The organism is Rheinheimera sp. ATLC3, assembly GCF_059429535.1.
The window spans coordinates 3,111,952-3,130,934 of the sequence record NZ_CM182103.1 but is presented as its reverse complement, the minus strand read 5'-3'; the positions used below and the strand labels follow the sequence as shown (position 1 = coordinate 3,130,934).

Sequence of the window (18,983 nt, the reverse complement as noted above, 5' to 3'; positions counted from 1 at the left end):
CTTTATACTTCCCTGCTAAACAACGCGCGGATAAAGTCCTGACTGTTGAATACGCGTAAATCATCAATACCTTCGCCGACGCCTATATAGCGCAGTGGCAATTTAAACTGATCAGCAATCGCGAAAATCACACCGCCTTTTGCCGTACCATCCAGCTTGGTTAAACTGATACCGGTCAGTTGTACAGCTTCATTAAACACCTTAGCCTGGTTTAACGCGTTCTGGCCGGTTCCGGCATCTAATGTCAGCATGACCTCATGCGGTGCAGCCGGGTCAATTTTCTGCAGTACCCGGACAATTTTTTTCAGCTCTTCCATCAAATGCGCTTTGTTCTGCAAACGGCCCGCTGTATCAGCAATTAACACATCAACCTTACGCGCTTTAGCCGCCTGGTAAGCATCAAAAATCACCGATGCACTATCAGCACCCGTGTGCTGGGCGATCACCGGAATATGATTGCGCTCGCCCCATACCTGCAGTTGCTCGACCGCTGCGGCGCGAAAAGTGTCTCCGGCTGCCAGCATTACCGATTTTCCCTGCTGCTTGAACTGCTGTGCCATCTTCCCGATAGTGGTGGTTTTGCCCACACCATTTACGCCAACCATTAAAATCACAAAAGGGCCTGTCGGGTTTACCGGAGTAAGCGGCTGCTCTACATCATTAAGTAGTGTCGCCATATCTTGCTGCAACTTATCAAACAGCATTGCCGAGTCTTTTAATGCTTTACGGTCAGCATGTTGTTCTAACTGGCGGATCAGTTTCTGGGTCGTGTCCACCCCGACATCTGCCAACAACAGTTGGGTTTCCAATTCTTCGTACAGATCTTCATCTATCTTGCGCCCGCTGAACAAGCCCGCTAAACCGGCGCCGAGGTTCAGGCTGGTTTTCGCCAGGCCCTGCTTTAAGCGGGAAAAAAAACCTGCCTTTTTTACCGGCTCAGCCACGGGCATTATTTGCTCTGCCGGCTCAGTGGTAACAATCGGGCTTTCAGGCGCAGTGACTTCAGGTTCAGCAGCATGCTGCGCGGCTTCTTCAACCGGATTGACAACTTGTTCATTTTGCTCAGGCGCAGGCGTTTGCTCTGGCTGTTCGTCTTTGCCCAGACCTAGCCAGGAAAACAGTTTATTTTTTTTGCTCATAAGTCCAAGTGTATGCAGATAAAAACTCAGGTAAACTTGGCCGTTATACTAACACCTTTGTGTTAAAGGCAAAACGGATTAGATGAAACAGCTAAAATCAGCAGCAAAACGTTCCGGCACCCCGGGCAAGCGGCAGGCCGCTGTGTCAGGTGCGCCTGGCGAAGTCAGAATCATTAGCGGGCAATGGCGTGGGCGAAAGTTAACAGTGTTGGACGCAGAAGGGCTAAGACCCACAACTGACCGGGTGAAAGAAACCCTGTTTAACTGGTTGATGCATGATATCGACGGCGCAGCGGTGCTCGACTGCTTTGCCGGCAGCGGTAGCCTGGCATTTGAAGCGCTATCGCGCCATGCAATTAGTGCTACCCTGATTGAACGTGAAGCGGCGCAGGCCAGACAACTGCAGCACAACATCAGCAAACTCAATTGCAATAATGCCAGCGTCATTCAGCAGGACAGTTTAAGCTACTTAAACACTGCGGCCTCTGCCCGGTTTGACGTGGTTTTTATCGATCCACCCTTTCGTAAGGATCTGGCCTTACCCTGCTGCCAGTTACTGGAACAATATAACTGGCTGACAGACAATGCGCTGATTTATCTGGAAACAGAAAAAGAACTGCCAATAGCGCAACTGCCTGCTAATTGGCGATTATTGAAGGAGAAAGTTGCCGGGCAACTGGCGTACAGGCTGTATCAGCGCGGCTAGCTGCCGCGCCGTTTGGGTTAATCCTGCTCGAGTTCCATGCCCAAATTGGTCAGTCCCTGCTCTTTTACCCAACCTTGCAGTAATTGTCGTTCTTCACGGCCAAATTGCTTAAGGGGTGTCACCAAGTCTATAAGCTCAGCTAGGCAATCCATTTCGTATTGCATTAGCGGATGCTCACGCACAATTTTCTTCAGCTCTGCCTCGGTTGTAATATCATCATCGATACTTTCGTGCTCGATAAGGCGGGCGACAGAGGCCTGGGAGATTTTTGCCACATTAACAAACTCGCCGGCATCCTGCTGCGAAATGCCACTTAACATCATATCCAGCGCGGTGGCGCAATCAACAGCCGGGTAAACACCAAAAATGTCATAGTGGCTGATTTCCGGCGTAATAACCTCAAGCTCTTCTGACAACTTGGCGAAGTTTATTTTCGCCTTTTTTACGGTCAACCACTCCCAAATCAACGTCAGAATATGCCGTGGCAGTTCAGCATCGCCACTTTGGGTAACCTCAGCAAACAATTGATAATTAGGCAGCATACGTTCCAGCAACGTTGCAGCAATCGCAGCTTGCTGATAAAAGCTCAGCTCGCGCATAGTCTGAAAGTTATTCGCTTTTGATTTCATCTTTTTCCTGAAGGCATGACCAGCAAATATCAAAACTCTGGTAGTTCACTTCGCCACAACGACAAAGCCACTGCGCAGGTTCATGCTGTAATTGTTGTAGATATTGCGCGATTATACGCTGTGCAGCGCTAAATTGCTGCTGTGGCACCCAAAGTTGTACGCCGATATCATTTAACGGTAGTTCGCCGGCGGCACCAGCCAGGTACTCGCCCCGCGTATCAACCAGAATGATTGCGCTTTGCAGCAAGCCTCTTACCAAACCGGCTTCAAAACTATTGGCAGCAAGGTACACCCGCTGCCATTGTTGAACGTCAGACGGGTGTAGCAATTCCAATTTAGCTGGTAACCTTCAGTTGCTTCTGCGCATATTCAAACTTCAGTTTGAACTCCATCATACGCTCTTCCATGCTCTGCAACTGCAACTGATGCGCTTCCTGCTGTTGCTGCAACTCGGTGCGCAGGGTGCGAATTAGCTCCCGGCTGCTGTCAGCTTCCTGTTGTTGTTTCTGCTCGGCGGCAAACTGCCGGTTCTGCGCGTGCTCAAGCTGGGCCTCAAGCTTCTGCTGCCTGCTTTGGCTTTGCTGATACTGCTCGTTCAGATTGACATAATCTGCCTGCAGTTTGGTCAGCTCAGAACCCAAGCCGCCGGTTTCATCCTGCATGGCTGCTAATTGTTGCTGCACTTCAGCAAGTTGCTGCTCCGACGCCTGAACCTGTTCTTGCCATTTTTTCTGCTGTTCAGCCTGAGTAGCGAGCTCTTGTTGCAGCTGCTGAATTTTTTGTTGCTGTAACTCGTGTGTTTTTTTACGGTCCTGCAGTTCCTGTTGTAACTGGGCGATAACGTGCAGTTTTTCCTGCTGCGCTGATTCAACTGCCTGAGTCTGTTCCTGTGCGTCTGTCAGCGCCTGTGTTTGTGCGTCCAGTTGTTGCTGCAGCTGCGTTAATTGTTGTTCGTGGTCGGCCTGCACACCATTAACTTGCTGTAATAACTTCTGTTGTTGCTCAGTAGCCAGTTTCAGCTCAGTTTTACTTTGCTGCAACAGCAGTTTCATTTCGTGTACTGCGGCTTTCGCCTGCTCGGCATCGGCTTCAGCTTCAGCTAATTTTTGTTGTAACTGATTAATAGTCTGCGTGGCCTGTTGCAGCATTGCCTCTGCATCGGGATCTGTGCCTGCGCTTTGCTGAAGCTCAGCCAGTTGCTGCTGCACTTTTGCCAACTGTTCGGATTGTACGCTGGCGTTTTGCTGCGCAGCATTGAGTTTCGCGTTAGCATTTTCCAGCTCAGCACTTATTACACTGTGTTGCTGGCGTAACTTAGATAACTCCTGGTTATCAGCAGTAGCGACAGGTATTGCCAAATCCAGTTGCTGTTTAGTTTGCTGCCAATCCTTAAACAGCTTCTGATAAGCCTGTTCTTGCTCTATTAAACGCTGCTGCCACTGCTTCTGCGAATCAGACAGCACACTGGTTGCAAACTGTTGCAATTGTTGTTGTTGTAAATTTAATAACTGGCTGGAAAAGTCTACCAGACTCGCTTCCAGTTGCTGCTGTGCCGCCTGTGTTAGATCGGCAATAACTTGCTGCTCGTTTTTATTATTGTTTTTCTTCACTGCATTCATTATCAGCTCTCGCTATACTGCGGCAGCGGCTCTGCTTCGTAAATACAGGCGCTACATGTGATCAGATTAGTACGTCAACAGCCCTACCTTAGCAGTTATTCAGGCTGTAGCATACTATGCCGATGTTTAGTGTAATATGAGTTGTCACTGATAGCTAACGCTATTGATACTTTTGAGCTTTTCGCAATTTAATTTCTCATAACAGGAACTTAAACATGATGAACCTGACCACCCCAGCACTGTTGTTCCCGGCAATATCTTTGCTTCTGCTGGCGTACACCAACCGCTTTCTGGTGTTGGCGCAGCTGATTCGTGAATTAAATCAACGCGAAGGCGAAAACGTGCGTGAGATGGCGAAAAGGCAGATATCCAATCTGCGCAAACGTATTGTGCTGATAAAAACCATGCAGGCTTTTGGTGTGTTTAGCTTTGTGTTGTGCACCGCTGCAATGTTTTGTCTGTTTATGTTATGGCAGACTGCAGGTCAGTTGCTGTTTGTCATCAGCCTGATTAGCTTATTGGTCAGTCTGCTCTATTCTTTATATGAAATTCAGATATCCTGTGATGCGATAAATATAGAACTTGAATCACTACAAAACGGCTGACAGAGTGGCGGGCGGAAGTATGAGTAGTAATGACTTTTTATTCAATGACGAAACCGCTGACACCAGCAGTCTGCGCACTAATGATAACGCTGTGCCATGGCAGGTATTGGTGGTAGATGATGATGAGAGCATTCACCAGATCACCAGTCTGGTATTGAATAACTTCGAGTTTGAACAACGGCCCTTACAACTATTGCATGCCAAAAGTGCCCGCGAAGCTCAGCAACTGATAGAGCAACACCCTGATATAGCACTGGCCATTATCGACGTCGTGATGGAAACCCAACATGCCGGCTTAGAATTGGTTAAAACGATTCGCCAACATATTAAAAATCAGCGTATGCGGCTTATTCTGCGCACCGGCCAACCCGGGGAAGCGCCAGAAGAACATGTGATCCGTGACTACGATATCAACGACTATAAAAACAAAACTGAAGTTACCGCAATTAAGCTCAAGACCATGTTGTATGCCGGGCTAAGATCGTACCGTGATATCTGCTTTATTGAACAGCACAGGGCCGGCCTGGAAAAAATTATCGGCTGTACGACCAGTTTTTTGCGTTGCAGCACCTTACGGGAATTTGCGTCATTAATCCTTGGGCAAGTGGCTTTTTTGCTAGGGCTGGAGCGGGAACAAATATACTGCTGTGCCGCGATAAATACTGCCCAGCAAGATCAGTTAATGCTGGATGTCATCGCCAGCAGTAACCCGGTAAAAGGTGGCACCCTGCCAGATGACATAGTGGCAAAAATGCAGCAGGTACAACGGGATAAACAATCTTACTACGCTGATGACTGTTTTATTGGCTACTTCAGCACTCAAAACGGCAGTGAAAATTTTTTGTATGTCAGTAAAGGCAGCAAACTGGAGCAAACCGATCACCAACTGCTGAGCTACTTCTCGCACAATATCGCCATTGCCTATGAAAATATCCGTTTGCGTGAGTTGATGCGGGAATCTCAGCGTGAGCTGGCTTACATACTCGGTGAAGCCGTTGAAAAACGCTCGAAAGAAACCGGCAGTCACGTCAAAAGAGTGGCAAACTACAGTTACTTACTGGCGATACACTACGGTTTAACCGAGTATGAAGCCGAAAAAATCAAGCTGGCATCACCACTGCACGACCTGGGTAAAATTGCTATTCCGGATCATATATTGAATAAACCAGGCAAACATGACACTGCGGAATGGGCCATCATGCAGCAACATGCCGAGCTGGGTTACCAGATTTTACAACATTCCACTAACGAAATTATGCAGATGGGTGCCATCATTGCACACCAACATCATGAAAAGTGGAATGGCAAAGGCTACCCGCAAGGGCTTGCCAAAGACGACATTCATATCGCCGGGCGTATTACGGCATTGGCTGACGTATTTGATGCGCTGGGCAGTGACCGCTGCTACAAAAAAGCCTGGCCTTTACCAGACATTATCGAACTTATTCGCCAGGAACGTGGTCAACAGTTTGACCCGGCTCTGGCGGATATATTGTTAAACAATCTGGATGCTTTTCTCGCTATTCGCGATGCTTACCCGGATTAAACACAGGAAAATCTGTATGTTACGCAAAAATATCAAGCAAATACTACTGGTCTGTACTGCTGCTGCGGCATTGCTGTTAGCCGGTTGTGCAACAGGGCCTAAAGTACGTTCTGACGCTGCAGCCAATACCAACTTTTCAGCCTATAAAACCTTTTCTTTTATGGCAGAACCGGCAACGGACAAGGCTGGTTATGCCACTTTGGTTACACAACATTTTAAAGATGCGATTAGTGCAGAGATGACAGCATTGGGGTATCAGTACAGCGAGAATAACGCTGATTTACTGATCAATTTTAATTCTAACGTTGAAACAAGAACGGATGTCCGTACAACTCCCAGTGCCACTTTCCAGTATGGGTATTATGGCTACCGCCGCGGTATCTATGCCGGTTTCCCGTTATATACCAGTGATGTAGACACCATTCGCTACAAATATGGCACGGTAAATATTGACGTAGTAGACGCAGCAAAAAAACAACTGATTTGGGAAGGGATCTCTGAAGGTACGTTGAAAAAGTCAGATCTGGATAACCCTAAACAGGCTATCTCAGAGGTAGTGGGGTTAATTTTCCAGCAATACCCTACCCGTAAAGCAACAATTCACCCCTGATATTGAAAGCGTATTGCCTCAGTTTTATTAAGACTGAGGCACCTGCTGCTGAATTTTTTGCTGTAATGCCCCACAGCTGGCATTTGTGTCCTGCCGCTGAATTGATAATGTCAGTTCAGCCACCTGCAGGCCAAACTTGTGTAACGTACTTCGATTAATCAGATTGTCGTCGTCTATCAGGTACATCCAATCCTTCACCGCTACATCAAGCGTATCTCCGTCATAGGGTAGGCGTAATGTGTACTGCCAATACAGCGTATTACCCGCTAACTGCCCTGTTGCCTGCCCAACCACATCGCCGGCAGTACCGCTGACACTGCCATCGGATTGCTGCTGCAGCTGCCAGTGCCGCTGTTCTATGCGGCCATCGCTAAAATAAAACAACTCATATAAATTGCCTTGCCCGCCCTGCCATTCGCCACAAAGTTCAGCACTGAAACGGACACTTTGTTTACCTTGCCAGTTATGTAATACCCCCCAGGCTTTAGCTGTCCCCTGAAAGAACTGATTCAGCTTAAGCTCCGGGGTTTCATTCTGGTATTCTGTGACTGACTGGCTGCAGCCGCTGAGCAGCAATGTCAATATCGCCGCTAAATTGGTTTTTTTCCGCATAAATCCTCCGCTTTTCATCAACACTACGCATTTATGTGGTGGCCGGCTCAAATAAAATAAAAAATATTCAAATCTGGCAAACTAATTTCTCTACCACTACGACTTAACAGACAAATACCACAGAGAACAACAATATCGTGTTTAAACGAAGTGATGAAAACCTGATAGCCAAAGCGCTACAAGGCGACCAGCACGCCTGGCAACAGTTGGTTAGCCGCCACCAGAGCAGCCTGTATTATTTTGGTTTGCGACTGCTGGGCTCCAAAGAAGATGCCAATGACCTGCTACAGGATGTGCTGATGGTGCTCTGCCGTAACCTTGGCCAGTACCGGGGCGACAGCAGCTTTAAAAGCTGGCTGTTTGGCATAGCCAATTACCGCGCCATGGATATGTTGCGCCGCAGAAAGTACAGCGATGGTGACGATGCGCTGGCTGAAGTCGCAGACGAAACCCCTGCTCTGGCAGAGCAGCTGGTTAATCAGCAGCAACAGCGTCAGGTACAGCTGCAGTTACGTAGCCTGCCGCCGGAGCAACGTCTGGTGCTGGAGCTGAAATTTTATCAGCAGTTTACATTTGACGAAATTGCCAGCCAACTGGCCGTTTCCAGCAATACCGTCAAATCCCGTTTTTATGCCGCGCTGGATAAAATGCGCCTGCAGTTGGAGGACGACCATGTCGAACAATCAGCAAATTTTTGAAGACTGGCTCGCTGGTAAAATCAGTACCGGTGAATGTGCAGAATTATTACAGCACGATGCCACCTGGCTGGCCCGGATGCATAACGCCAGTGCATTGCGTGCAGATGCCGCCAGGCCAGAGTTTGATGCGGTGCCACAAGTGGATACCAGCAGCATTTTTGCCAACCAGTGGCAAAGATCAAAACCACAGCGTAGCTGGTGGCCACAAATAAGTCTGGCACTGTCTTGCGCAGCGATGCTGATAAGCCTGTCACCCGCGCAACTGCAACTGAAAGATGGCAGCCTGACACTGAGCTGGCATAACAGCCAGCAGGAGATAGACTCGGCAGTCAACAAAGCGTTGGTCAGTTATCAGCAGGAACAACAGCAGTGGCTGGCGCAACAGCTGGATTTTCAGCAACAGAACACCAGCTCGCAATTAATATTGCTCAAAGACTATCTACAGGATGAGCTGCAACGCGATCAGCGCAGCGACATGCTGCAACTGGTGGAATATCTGAACCAGCAACGTCAGGCTGACTGGCAATACTGGCAGGAAAACTATCAACCCATGCAGGCGGGCTATCGCCCAACTGACAGCTATTACTTAAGCCCAACTAATACCGGAGCGGTAAAACCATGAAAGCATTACGTCGTACCTCATTTTATCTGACAGCCCTCGCAGCAGCTTTGACTATATTGCCGGCCCAGGCAGCAGATATCAGCCCGGCATTGAAGAAAAATGCCGATATCCTGCAAACAATATTGCAAACCGCGTTTAAGGAAGATGAAAACAGCCGTCTGACATCAATGCAGTACAGCTACCTGACCGGCCAGGGGTTACTGTTTCAGGCAAATGCAGTGAGAAGTGGCCGCCATGTATTTCATTTTAGCGGTGCAGGTATACCGCCGGTAGCACCCGTTCCGCCGGTACCGCCACAACCAGACGGCGAGTTTGATTTTGATTTTGAATTTGATGTTGACCACGAAGACATTGAACGGCTGACTGAAGCGGCTCAGGAGATGGCCGAGCAGGTAAAACAACAACACCGCTACACGTACCGCATTGCTGAGAAACAACGCGCGATTGAACGTGAGCTACGCGATGTTGAGCGTGACCTGCGGGACATCGAGTTTAATAAATCGATGAGTAAACTGGACAAAGAGCAGCAACAGGAACTGGCCATGTTGCAACAAAAAGCGAAGGTATTAAAAGAAAAGCAAGCCGAAGTTGAAAAAGAAGCGGCCACCAGCCGTAAACAATTGGAAGAACAGCGCAGCAAACAGTTGGCTGAGCAGCAAAAGCAAACCGCTGCCATGGTAAAAACGGTCGGCGAGAAATTCAGCCAAATTCTGTGCGACTATGGCGCCAGCCTGCGCGATATGCCAGACACCGAATATGTCAGCCTGCAGGTTAACAACCGCGGTAGCGACGGCCGTTATTACTGGGTGGTAAGAAAATCGGATATTAACCAGTGTATGACCGGCAAAATCAAAGCCAAAGATCTGCTGACCAAAGCCAGCACCTATCAGTTCTGAGATAGCGCGGACATCACACTACGCGGTTGAGTTAAACCAGCCGCGTAGTGAAATTCTACTTTGTTGCTATCAGCTTTTCGGCGACAATAGCGCGGTTCCAGTTCGGAACCTTCACCCGGACACTTTTATGCCAGCTTCTGTGCCAACCTCTGACATGCTCAATTTCGATACTATCATCGATGCCTTTTACGCACATGGCTGGGTTTGGCTACCTGACTTCCTGCGCCCGGAATTGAACAACGCCCTGTTACATGAGGCTCAGTATGAAGCAGAGCTGACACCTGCAGGTATAGGCCGTCAGAACGATTTTCAGCTTAATCAGCAGATCCGCCGCGACGCCACACAATGGTTTGATGGCCAAAGCACAGCCCAACAGCAATATCTGGCATTGATGGCACAGTTACAACAAGTCTTTAACCGGCGCTGTTTTCTCGGCTTATTTGATTTTGAATGTCACTTTGCCCGCTACCGCAGCGGCGACTACTATCAAAAGCATGTTGATGCGTTCAGTGGCCGCTCGAACCGGGTGCTGACAACGGTCAGCTACCTAAACAGCGTTAATCAGGGTGGCGAACTCGAGCTGTACAACGAGCACGACCAGCTGATAGATCGTTTTTTACCCACGGCTGGCAGCCTGATCATCTTTGAAAGCGAACGCTTCCCGCATGCGGTATTGCCCGCTGTGGACACCCGTTACAGCATAGCTGGCTGGTTTCGTAAAAATGCCAGTATCAACGGCGTGCTGGATCCGGCCAGTTAAAACACTTATGATAGCCGCCATGCGTAGCGTACTGTGTTATTTGTTACTGTTAGCTGTGGCACTATCCGGCCTGACCGGATCGGTGCAGCAGGCGCATGCTGACAGCCTGGCAGATGCTATAGTGCTGCAAAATATGCAACAGCATGAAGCTGACGATACTGACATGCCCTGCCACAGCAGTGCAGCAGTCGCTACAGCGCATGACGATAACTGCTGCAAACAAACACAACACCAATGCAGCGCAGACTGTTGTGCTAAACACTGCGCTACGTCAGGTGCTTTGCTCGCCGCCGAGCTGTTCCGTTATATCCGCCCTGACAATGTCATTAGCCGCCACACGGCCGATTTACCGCTTTGGTTGTTTGCCGAAGAGTCCCCTCCCCCTATAAACGCCTGATCCCGTTAAGTTCTGTTTCGCTGTGCAGTCTGCACAGTCGTTTTAACTTGTTTCAGGAAACATTATGCGCGCACATTATTTCGCCTGGCTGTTGTCAGTGTCAGCCATTGGTCTGTCTGCACAGCAACATGACAACCATCAACATGATACACACTTCGATACTGCACAGGACATCGGGTCTACAAGCCTTGCTCCAAAGCAGACTGCTGTAGCTGACAGTGTATTACCCCAAACAATACCGCTTTACAGTTGCCCGATGCATCCGCACATTCAGCTGCCTGAGCCGGGCAGCTGCCCGATATGTGGTATGACACTGGTAGCTAAATCAGCCCCCAGGGATGCACAGGTACAGGTGAACGGCGCCATGCAACAGGCTCTGGCAATCCGCACTGCGACGGCCGGGCCAAGAACCTTATGGCGTTTTATTGAAACCTTCGCTCAGGTGCAGTACCCGGAAGATGCTATTCACCACAGCCATATCCGGGCTGAAGGCTGGATAGAACAGCTTTATGTACGAAGCCTGGGGCAGCGTGTTCGGGCCGGCGAAAAGCTGTTCAGTTACTATGCGCCAGATTTACTGGTGGCACAGGATGACTACCTGCAGGCCTTATCGGTTAGCCAGCAAAATGGCAGCCGCAGCGCTAACCTGCTACAACGGGCTGAGACACGCTTGCGTCTGCTGGGGCTTACCGACAAAGACATTAAACAACTGCAGCAAAGCCGCCAGAGCCAATACCAAATCACGGTACATGCGCATCAGGACGGAGTTGTTACCATGCTGAATGTGCGCGACGGCATGTATATCCGCCCGGGCGATACCCTGATGGAAATCACCAGCCTGCAACAAGTCTGGCTCACGGCCGATGTCCCGGAGGCACAGCAAAGCTGGCTCAGGCAGGGTATGGCGGCTGAAGTGGATATTCCATCGCAGCATATCTCAGGTATTGAAACTCAGGTCGATTTTATCTATCCGGCGCTTGATGCGCAAAGCCGCACCAGCAAAGTCAGAATGACGCTGGACAACCCACAGCAACAGCTGCAACCGAATATGTTGCTGCCGGTAAGACTGTATGGCGGGGCATTGAAAGATGTACTGGCCGTGCCACGTGACGCAGTGCTGCTGTCCGGCACTGGCAGCCGGGTGATAGTGCAAGAAGGCGACAATTTCAGTGTGCGCAAGATCACCACCGGCAACAGCGCTCAGGGCTATGTGCAGGTATTATCCGGCCTGGCTGAGGGCGAGCAGGTGGTGGTTTCCGGTCAGTTCCTGCTTGATGCTGAAGCAGGCTTAAGCCAGCTACCCGTCAGCACCGCTACGCATCAGCATTAGGAGCCGCATCAATGATTAAAGCTATTATCCGCTGGTCGGTGCAAAATCCGTTGCTGGTACTGATAAGCACGCTGGCACTGGCATTGTTCGGCTATCAGGCCAGTCAGCAGCTCAAACTGGATGCGCTGCCAGATTTGTCTGATGTGCAGGTTATTATCAAAACCAGCTTTGCCGGCCAAACGCCGCAAACCATAGAAGAACAGGTAAGCTATCCGTTATCGACAGCGCTGTTAGCGGTGCCCAAAGCCAAAGCCGTGCGCAGTTTCTCTATGCCAAATGACAGTTACCTGTACGTTATTTTTGAAGATGGTACAGATCCATACTGGGCCCGTTCACGGGTACTGGAATACCTGCAAACGGTTACGCTGCCCGAAGGCGCCAAAGCAACACTTGGTCCGGACGCCAGCGGCGTTGGCTGGATATTTCAGTATGCGCTGACCGACAGCAGCGGTAGCCAGTCATTGGAACAGCTCACCAGTCTACAGCAGTTTTACCTGACGCCAGAGCTACAAAGCGTACCTGGGGTGGCGGAAGTAGCCAGCATAGGCGGTATGAAAAAAACCTATCAGTTGCAGCTGGATCCGCGGCTGATGCGCTCCTTTAACATCACATTGCAGCAGGTCATCAGCGCCATTAACAGCCACAACCAGCAGCAAGGTGGCAGTGTGGTAGAAGTCGCAGAGACAGAGCTACTGGTGCAGTCTTCTGGCTATATTCAATCGCTACAGCAGCTGGCGGCGGTACCGCTGGGGGTGCGCAACAGTGCCGATTACCCCCTGACACTGGCAGATGTTGGTACAGTGCAAACCGTACCGGCGGCCCGGCGCGGTATAGCGGAGCTAAACGGTGAAGGCGAAGTTGTCGGTGGCATCATAGTGATGCGCCACGGTGAAAATGCGTTAAGCACCATCGCCGCCGTCAAACAAAAAATAGCGCAGCTGAAAAGCGGCCTGCCAGCAGGTGTGGCTATGGTTACGGTGTATGACCGCGCCACACTGATTGAAAATACCGTTAGTAACCTTAGCGACAAGTTGCTGGAAGAAATGGCCGTTGTCGCGCTGGTGTGTCTGGCCTTTTTGCTACATGTGCGCTCGGCCCTGGTGGCGGTGATCAGTCTGCCACTGGCATTGCTGGCCAGTATATTACTGATGAACCAGCTAAACATCAGCGCCAATGTCATGAGCCTGGGCGGTATTGCTATCGCCATTGGTGCTCTGGTGGACGCCGCCATTGTCATGGTAGAGCATGGCCATAAAAAACTGGAACAGGCTCGTGCGGGCAATGCCACGCTAAGCCGCAGCGCGTTTCGCCAGGTGATCCTTGATGCCTGTACCGAAGTCGGCCCTGCGTTATTTTTCTCTTTACTGGTGATCACCGTTAGCTTTGTGCCGGTGTTTTTGCTTGAGGCGCAAGAAGGCAGGCTGTTCGCGCCACTGGCCTACACCAAAACCTTTGCCATGGCCGCCGCCGCAGTACTGGCAGTCACGCTGATACCAGTGCTGATGTTGTACTTACTGCGCGGTAAAATTCCCGCCGAACGCGTTAACCCGCTTAACCGTTTGTTAGTTGCCATGTACCGGCCAGTGCTTAGCCTGTGTTTACACTTTCCAAAAACGCTGGTGTTGCTTTCATTGCTGGCGCTTATCTCGGCAACCCTGCCGTGGCAACGCTTATCCAGCGAGTTTATGCCGGCCTTTGCTGAAGGTGATTTGCTGTATATGCCTACTACAGTACCCGGGCTAAGCCCGGCAACCGCCGCCAGGTTACTGCAGCAAACTGACCGGCTGATTAAAACCGTGCCCGAGGTAGACACAGTGCTGGGTAAAAGTGGCCGCGCCGATTCGGCTACCGATCCGGCCCCGCTAACCATGTTTGAAACCAGCGTGAAGTTAAAACCGCAAAGCGAGTGGCGCGACGGTTTCACCCTGGCTGACATTATTGCTGAACTTGATGCAGTCGTGCAGGTACCGGGTCTCACCAACGCCTGGCTGCCACCGATTAAAACCCGCATTGATATGTTGTCTACCGGTATCAGAACACCGGTGGGCATTCGTGTCAGCGGGCCGGATCTGGAGGTGCTGTCACAAGTCGCACAGCAACTGGAACAGCAAGTGAAAACCCTGCCCGGCAGCCGCTCGGTATTTGCCGAGCGCGCAGAATCTGGGCTTTATCTGAACATCACGCCAAACATGGCTCAGTTAGCCCGCTATGGCATAACACTGACTGAACTGCAGCAGTATGTCGCCAATGCGATTGGCGGCACGCCGGTGGCACAAAGCATTCAGGGCCGCGAACGCTTTGATATCAGCCTGCGTTTTGCACGCGAACTGCGTAGCCACCCCGATGATATTGCCAAACTACCACTGCAAAGCCGGGATGGTGCTTTTATATTGCTGGAGCAGGTTGCCAATGTCAGCGTAGATCATGGCCCGGTCATGATCCGGGCTGAAAATGCCCGCCTGACCAGTTGGGTATTTATCGACCTGCTGACTGACACCGAGCTTGGCCGGTATCTGGATGATTTGCAGCAATTACTGGCGCAACAGCAATTCCCCGCTCAGGTTACCGTGAGTATTGGTGGTCAATATGAATACCTGCAACGCGTTAACAAGCGCTTGCAACAGCTGGTGCCGGTCACCCTGTTACTAATAGTCGTGCTGCTTTATCTGACGTTCCATCGGTTCAGTGATGTCGCCCTGGTATTGCTATCGTTGCCGTTTGCGTTAAGTGGCAGCTTATGGCTGCTGTATCTGCTGGATTATCAGTTATCAGTCGCGGTCGCGGTAGGGCTAATAGCGCTAAGCGGAGTGGCGGCGGAATTCGCCGTAGTCATGCTGCTGTATTTAAAACGGGCGGTAGAAGAGCTGAAGCCGGCAAACCACGAACAGCTGTGGCAGGCTATTATGCATGGCGCTGTGCAGCGGGTGCGCCCCAAAGCCATGACCGTGCTGACGATTATTGTCAGCCTGTTGCCCATTATGCTTGGCAGCGGTGCCGGTAACGAAGTGATGCAGCGGATAGCAGCCCCGATGCTCGGTGGTATGGTTGCAGCCCCTCTGGTATCTATGCTGCTGATGCCAGTGTTGTACTTTCTGTTGTTGCGTCGCCGTCTGCCGGCGTAGCAGCGGAGAAACTTCAGCGCACCCGAGGCTCGGTGCGCTTATTCGCTGCTGCAATCGTTATTCAGTGCCAGTGGTTTTCGTATCAGGCATCGCTACTTTAGCGCCAACTTTTATGCCGTGGCTGGCAAACCAGCCGCGCGGCATTTCCAGCGCTGCTATTACCGGCCCCGGTGATGGCACCGGTGTCTGGTCAAAAGGCTGCAGCTGCACCAGTTGAGCTATGGTCCAATCAGGTGTGATGTAAGCGACGTCGAGCGCCATACTGGTGTTCGCCATCCACAACGAAATAGCCGTTGGCTTTTGATACAGTAAGAACATGCCTGGCTCTGCACTTTGCTGAAACATCAGGCCCTGTGCCCGCTTCTGTGGTGTATCTGCCAGTTGCACCTGCACCCTTTGCTGTGCCAACTGCAGCGGCACCAATTCAAACTGCTCCAATTCATACTGCTCAGGCGGCTGCTGTGCCATCACCGGTTGGCTGACAGAACACAATACCAGCAGGCTCAATACCAGTGGTAAGACACCTTTATGCAACGGGTTCAGGTTCATCATCATTTATCCTTTGAGCAAGTCACTTAGGGCAATACCGGCAAACACCAGCATGCCGACATAATGGTTATGCAAAAATGCCGCAAAACAGCCCTCGCGGCTGCGCCTCGCGATAACATATTGATATACAAAGCAACCCGCAGCTAACGCCAGGCTAGCATAAAACATCGGATGCAGCTTAGCCAGCATGCCAACCAACGTCAGTAACACTAAACTGACCAGCTGCAGTAAGGCAATAATCGGTAATGCATAGCGGCCAAATAAAATGGCGGTAGATTTAATGCCTACTTTCAAATCATCCGGCCGGTCTACCAACGCATAATAAGTATCGTAAGCCACCGTCCAGAGCAGATTAGCAAAATACAACAGCCAAAGTATGGCTGGCAGCTGCAGCTGAATGGCCATAAAGGCCATCGGCATACCCCAGCTAAACGCTGCGCCCAGTACCACCTGTGGTAACTGGGTATAACGTTTCATAAAGGGGTAAACTGACGCCAGTACCACCGCGACTAATGACAGCAACACCGTTTGCCAGTTTAAAAACAGCAGCAGACTGGCACTTAACAACAGCAACAGCACAAACAATTGTATAGCTTCTGCGCCACTAACAGCCCCACTGGCCAGCGGCCTGTGCCTGGTGCGTTCAACAGCGCCATCCCAATGCCTGTCAGCGTAGTCATTAATCACACAACCCGCCGCCCGCATCAGAATAACGCCGGCGGTAAACACCAACAGTAAGTGTAGTGGCGGCACACCCTCTGCAGCCAACCATAACGCCCACCAGGTTGGCCACAACAGCAAGTAGGTACCTATCGGCTTTTCCAGCCGCATAAGTTGTAAATAGTAACGCCAGTGTGCCTGTTTCAGTGCCAGCATCAGGCAAACACCTTAAGCTCAGTCATCGCAGGCAAGAAAGCTTCCGCGACCAGCAACGGTAAATCATTCAGTTTGAAAACTGAACGGCGGGTGTAGCATTGCGCTGTAAGGGTATCAGGTAATGTCAGCTGTAGTTGCGTCACCTCAATACTGCCACGCTGTAACCCTGGTTGCTGAAAGATATAATCGCCTAACGGGCGCTCTCCCATATCGGCCAGAGGCCGCAAGGTTTTAATTGTCTGCTCTGGCAACCAGCTCTGGCCATAAACACAGGGTTTACCATCACACCAGAGAATAACCTCACGCAGCTGTGCCCGCTCAGTGCCGGGCAGCAATGGCTGCAGAAATGCAGGCAAAGTTGCACGCTGCTCATTAAGCACCTGAACCCGAAACTTATCGCAGTGGCGCTTTAACCTTGCTGTCAGAGAAGCAGGCTCAAGGATCCAGGGCGCCAGCGCAGATGGCATAGAAAAGTTTTGAGCCTGATACCAGTGTGCATCAAGCGAAATAACGGGAGTGCTCACAACGAAAATTCTACCAGCAAGGAGTCTGCCGGCATCATAACAAGTTACGTCTGAATTTTCAGCTGCTATCCGCTGAGAAAAACGGCTTACTGCAGAGCATGTTAGCTGGTAAAATAGCGGCCATGACGCTATGGTTAGTGTCCCTGCTGGCCTATTTTTACCAACCAAAAGTGATAGTTATGATAAAACGCCTGCTGCTTGTGCTGATATTCTCTGCCCCATTGTTACTGATGTCCGCGCATACCGCCGCACAGGAACAGCCAAAGGAAGTCGTCTATTACGGCTTCGACCCGGACATTGTAACCAACTATATCTCGGGTAATCGCCGCAGCCTGGGCTACATCCGGGTGACAGTAGAACTGATGCTGGAAGATAAAGCGTTTTTACCGGCAATAGAACACCATGAACCCCTGATCCTCGATATCATCATCGGTATTTTTACCAAACAGCCGGAAGATAAAATCAAATCATTAACAGGCCGCGAAGAAATCCGCCTGGCAATTCTGGAAAAGCTGCAGCAGGCGATGAAAAAAGAAGCCGGCGAAACAATGATCCGCGATATTTTGTTTACCAAATATCTGTATCAATGATCTGGTGCTGCGCTGCGTGCACCCTGGTGGCGTAACAACCACGCCCAGACTAACCCAGCCAGCAGACCACCTAAATGTGCCCAGTTCGCCATACTGACCCACAACAGGTCAAAAAAGCCCAGTAACAGCCACAACAGCATAAAACCGGCCAGGCCATTACTGATATGCAGGCCTTGCGCCGGGTTTAACCGTCCTGCCAGCCAGAAATAACCAAACAGCCCATACACTACACCGGACAAGCCACCAAAATGCGGCCCGACCATAAAATACTGTGCTGCGTTCGACACTAACGCTACTGTGAGTGCAATATTCAACAACAAGACACTACTGAGCCGCTGTTCCAGCTGACGCCCGAGATACAGCCACCATGCCAGATTAAATACCAGATGGGTCAGCGAGAAGTGCAGCAGCATCGGGCTAAACCAACGCCATAATTGTGCAGGTTCTGTCAGTTGCAATAATGCGCTGCTACTGCGCCAGTCAATTTGCTGCCAGACAGACACCAGTAAACACAACACGCAGATCACGACAGTAACAGGGGCCTGCTGCCACCAACTGCTTAAATTCAGTGCTGGTAACGCTGCCGAGCTTGCTGTCGCCGAAGGCTGGCTTAGCTGCCAGGCTGCCGCCTGATAACGCGGGTGCCCGGGTTGCTGAATAAACCGGTTAAACTCTTGCTCAATAGCACCAAGCTGCTCTGTGTCGCCGTAAAGCTCTGCAAAGTCATGCCGTTGCACTACCACGCTGACATTCAGCCCCTGCGCCATACAGTAGCCGGCAAACAGCTGTGCCGCCTGCGCTGAATTCAGCTCAGCAAACTTATGCACTGTCGCCGCTCACGAACGGCAACTGGGTACGCCAGCTTTCAAAGCCACCATCCATGCTGTATACCTGCTCAAACCCCTGCTGCACCAGATATTGCGCTGCGCCCTGGCTCGAATTACCGTGATAGCACACCACCACCACAGGCTGGTCAAACTCAAACTGCTGCATAAAGCTATTCAGGCTGCCGTTGGTAAGATGATAAGCGCCTTCTATGTGACCACCGGCAAAACTGCCCTCATCGCGAATATCAGCAATCACCACTTTGTTATCTGCCAGCAACTTAGCGGTATCTGCTACAGAAATATGTTGAAACTCACTCATACAAACC

Annotated in this window: 22 protein-coding genes; 12 read left to right on the top strand and 10 right to left on the bottom strand. The window is 50.7% G+C overall.

The features are described 5' to 3' along the window. Positions 1–2: 2 nt before the first annotated feature. Positions 3–1,139 (bottom strand): signal recognition particle-docking protein FtsY, encoded by a 1,137-nt coding sequence (gene ftsY, locus AC5SV9_RS14460; protein ID WP_475151172.1) that lies wholly within the window; start codon positions 1,137–1,139, stop codon positions 3–5. A gap of 82 nt (positions 1,140–1,221) precedes the next feature. Between ftsY and rsmD the strand changes: the two genes are divergently transcribed. Beyond that, positions 1,222–1,845 carry a 16S rRNA (guanine(966)-N(2))-methyltransferase RsmD gene (gene rsmD / locus AC5SV9_RS14455; RefSeq protein WP_475151174.1) on the top strand — a complete coding sequence of 208 codons (624 nt, stop codon included), beginning with the start codon at positions 1,222–1,224 and terminating at the stop codon, positions 1,843–1,845. A 17-nt stretch (positions 1,846–1,862) separates the two neighbouring features. On the opposite strand, the gene AC5SV9_RS14450 is transcribed toward rsmD, so the two are convergent. From AC5SV9_RS14450 to AC5SV9_RS14440, 3 genes are read right to left on the bottom strand one after another with little or no spacing between them, the layout of a single operon-like run. Then, positions 1,863–2,474 carry a YjaG family protein gene (locus AC5SV9_RS14450; RefSeq protein WP_475151176.1) on the bottom strand — a complete coding sequence of 204 codons (612 nt, stop codon included), beginning with the start codon at positions 2,472–2,474 and terminating at the stop codon, positions 1,863–1,865. Beyond that, complete coding sequence (locus AC5SV9_RS14445) at positions 2,455–2,808, bottom strand: putative signal transducing protein (RefSeq protein ID WP_134052056.1); 354 nt, start codon at positions 2,806–2,808, stop codon at positions 2,455–2,457. Before AC5SV9_RS14445 ends, AC5SV9_RS14450 begins: the two co-directional genes overlap by 20 nt. Before the next feature lies 1 nt (position 2,809). Then, a complete protein-coding gene (locus tag AC5SV9_RS14440; protein WP_475151179.1) occupies positions 2,810–4,093 on the bottom strand; it encodes a coiled-coil domain-containing protein in 1,284 nt (427 codons plus the stop codon). A gap of 215 nt (positions 4,094–4,308) precedes the next feature. Between AC5SV9_RS14440 and AC5SV9_RS14435 the strand changes: the two genes are divergently transcribed. The 3 genes from AC5SV9_RS14435 to AC5SV9_RS14425 are packed head-to-tail and all read left to right on the top strand — an operon-like array spanning position 4,309 to position 6,854. After that, on the top strand, positions 4,309–4,698 hold the full coding sequence (locus tag AC5SV9_RS14435; RefSeq protein ID WP_319004171.1) for a DUF2721 domain-containing protein: 390 nt from the start codon (positions 4,309–4,311) through the stop codon (positions 4,696–4,698). 19 nt (positions 4,699–4,717) lie between these two features. Continuing rightward, on the top strand, positions 4,718–6,244 hold the full coding sequence (locus AC5SV9_RS14430) for a DUF3369 domain-containing protein (protein ID WP_475151181.1): 1,527 nt from the start codon (positions 4,718–4,720) through the stop codon (positions 6,242–6,244). Positions 6,245–6,260: 16 nt separating this feature from the next. Continuing rightward, the gene (locus AC5SV9_RS14425) at positions 6,261–6,854 is read left to right on the top strand and encodes a DUF4136 domain-containing protein (protein ID WP_475151182.1); all 594 of its coding nucleotides are present in this window, start codon (positions 6,261–6,263) and stop codon (positions 6,852–6,854) included. A 27-nt stretch (positions 6,855–6,881) separates the two neighbouring features. On the opposite strand, the gene AC5SV9_RS14420 is transcribed toward AC5SV9_RS14425, so the two are convergent. Continuing rightward, the gene (locus AC5SV9_RS14420) at positions 6,882–7,466 is read right to left on the bottom strand and encodes a DUF3833 domain-containing protein (protein ID WP_475151183.1); all 585 of its coding nucleotides are present in this window, start codon (positions 7,464–7,466) and stop codon (positions 6,882–6,884) included. Positions 7,467–7,603: 137 nt separating this feature from the next. Here AC5SV9_RS14420 and AC5SV9_RS14415 point away from each other — a divergent pair, with 137 nt between their 5' ends. From AC5SV9_RS14415 to AC5SV9_RS14385, 7 genes are all read left to right on the top strand, one after another. Then, entirely contained in the window at positions 7,604–8,164 is a 561-nt protein-coding gene (locus AC5SV9_RS14415) for an RNA polymerase sigma factor (RefSeq protein ID WP_475151186.1), read from the top strand. Beyond that, positions 8,139–8,786: a hypothetical protein gene (locus AC5SV9_RS14410; protein ID WP_134052068.1), complete on the top strand. Its 648-nt coding sequence runs from the start codon at positions 8,139–8,141 to the stop codon at positions 8,784–8,786. The genes AC5SV9_RS14415 and AC5SV9_RS14410 overlap by 26 nt, the downstream gene beginning before the upstream one ends. Next, positions 8,783–9,682 carry a hypothetical protein gene (locus AC5SV9_RS14405; protein WP_475151188.1) on the top strand — a complete coding sequence of 300 codons (900 nt, stop codon included), beginning with the start codon at positions 8,783–8,785 and terminating at the stop codon, positions 9,680–9,682. Before AC5SV9_RS14410 ends, AC5SV9_RS14405 begins: the two co-directional genes overlap by 4 nt. A 127-nt stretch (positions 9,683–9,809) precedes the next feature. Next, the gene (locus AC5SV9_RS14400) at positions 9,810–10,442 is read left to right on the top strand and encodes a 2OG-Fe(II) oxygenase (protein WP_475151191.1); all 633 of its coding nucleotides are present in this window, start codon (positions 9,810–9,812) and stop codon (positions 10,440–10,442) included. A 19-nt stretch (positions 10,443–10,461) separates the two neighbouring features. Further along, the gene (locus tag AC5SV9_RS14395) at positions 10,462–10,839 is read left to right on the top strand and encodes a hypothetical protein (RefSeq protein WP_475151193.1); all 378 of its coding nucleotides are present in this window, start codon (positions 10,462–10,464) and stop codon (positions 10,837–10,839) included. 64 nt (positions 10,840–10,903) lie between these two features. Further along, positions 10,904–12,169 carry an efflux RND transporter periplasmic adaptor subunit gene (locus tag AC5SV9_RS14390; RefSeq protein ID WP_475151195.1) on the top strand — a complete coding sequence of 422 codons (1,266 nt, stop codon included), beginning with the start codon at positions 10,904–10,906 and terminating at the stop codon, positions 12,167–12,169. Between the two features lie 11 nt (positions 12,170–12,180). Next, positions 12,181–15,291, top strand: coding sequence for an efflux RND transporter permease subunit (locus AC5SV9_RS14385; RefSeq protein WP_475151197.1), 3,111 nt, complete (start codon positions 12,181–12,183; stop codon positions 15,289–15,291). Between the two features lie 57 nt (positions 15,292–15,348). Here the strand turns inward: AC5SV9_RS14385 and AC5SV9_RS14380 are convergent, their stop codons facing one another. From AC5SV9_RS14380 to AC5SV9_RS14370, 3 genes are read right to left on the bottom strand one after another with little or no spacing between them, the layout of a single operon-like run. Continuing rightward, the gene (locus AC5SV9_RS14380) at positions 15,349–15,846 is read right to left on the bottom strand and encodes a DUF192 domain-containing protein (protein ID WP_475151199.1); all 498 of its coding nucleotides are present in this window, start codon (positions 15,844–15,846) and stop codon (positions 15,349–15,351) included. Then, positions 15,847–16,716, bottom strand: a complete 870-nt coding sequence (ubiA, locus tag AC5SV9_RS14375; RefSeq protein ID WP_475151202.1) for a 4-hydroxybenzoate octaprenyltransferase — start codon at positions 16,714–16,716, stop codon at positions 15,847–15,849. Next, complete coding sequence (locus AC5SV9_RS14370; protein ID WP_475151203.1) at positions 16,716–17,240, bottom strand: chorismate--pyruvate lyase family protein; 525 nt, start codon at positions 17,238–17,240, stop codon at positions 16,716–16,718. Before AC5SV9_RS14370 ends, ubiA begins: the two co-directional genes overlap by 1 nt. A gap of 179 nt (positions 17,241–17,419) precedes the next feature. Between AC5SV9_RS14370 and AC5SV9_RS14365 the strand changes: the two genes are divergently transcribed. Further along, positions 17,420–17,830, top strand: a complete 411-nt coding sequence (locus AC5SV9_RS14365; protein WP_475151205.1) for a flagellar basal body-associated protein FliL — start codon at positions 17,420–17,422, stop codon at positions 17,828–17,830. Here the strand turns inward: AC5SV9_RS14365 and glpG are convergent. Next, a complete protein-coding gene (gene glpG / locus AC5SV9_RS14360) occupies positions 17,824–18,657 on the bottom strand; it encodes a rhomboid family intramembrane serine protease GlpG (RefSeq protein ID WP_475151208.1) in 834 nt (277 codons plus the stop codon). The genes AC5SV9_RS14365 and glpG overlap by 7 nt on opposite strands. Beyond that, a complete protein-coding gene (gene glpE / locus AC5SV9_RS14355; protein ID WP_475151210.1) occupies positions 18,650–18,976 on the bottom strand; it encodes a thiosulfate sulfurtransferase GlpE in 327 nt (108 codons plus the stop codon). The genes glpG and glpE overlap by 8 nt, the downstream gene beginning before the upstream one ends. Between the last annotated feature and the right edge of the window lie 7 nt (positions 18,977–18,983).